Below are 461 nucleotides of genomic sequence, written 5' to 3'. Positions count from 1 at the left end.
CACTCTCGGCAGCCTGGCGGATAATGCTCTGCCAGCGCTCAAGTTCCTCCCTTGAGGTGTAGCCATTGCGCAAAAAGAACTTAACAGCCTCCCTTACGGTCCTTGAGAACTTGCTCATAGGGCTATTCCGCTACCCAGCTCTTCAGCTTTCGGCGGCTCCGGCGGTGGGTTATCTTTCAGTGAGTCGTAATCGAGGTTAAGCCGTTGAGGGAATAGGTTCTCATTGGCGTTTGCGTTTTCACACGCCCATTCAATCAGTGTTGCGCGGTTTTCCGGGTCCGCCGTGAGCTGCGGCAGCACTACTTCCAGCATGCTGACGATCGCCTTAAAGCGCGTCTCGTCGACCTTCACCTTCTCGCTTTCCGGCTCCTTCAGTGAAGACGGCCAGCGGTATTCGAAATTGTTAATCCACTTCGAAAAGTAAACGCTGTAGGTGTTGTCGATTTCCGGAATGTCCGCCC

General features: G+C 54.0%; 1 pseudogene. It reads right to left on the bottom strand.

The window, feature by feature from the left end:
• Positions 1 to 114: 114 nt before the first annotated feature.
• Positions 115 to 461, bottom strand: a pseudogene (locus FDX01_RS23400) (hypothetical protein); the annotation flags it as partial.

The sequence above is a fragment of the Citrobacter sp. wls613 genome (assembly GCF_005281195.1).
Lineage (GTDB): Bacteria > Pseudomonadota > Gammaproteobacteria > Enterobacterales > Enterobacteriaceae > Citrobacter > Citrobacter gillenii.
The sequence above is the reverse complement of the archived record's forward strand: the minus strand, read 5'-3'. Positions and strand labels throughout refer to the sequence as shown.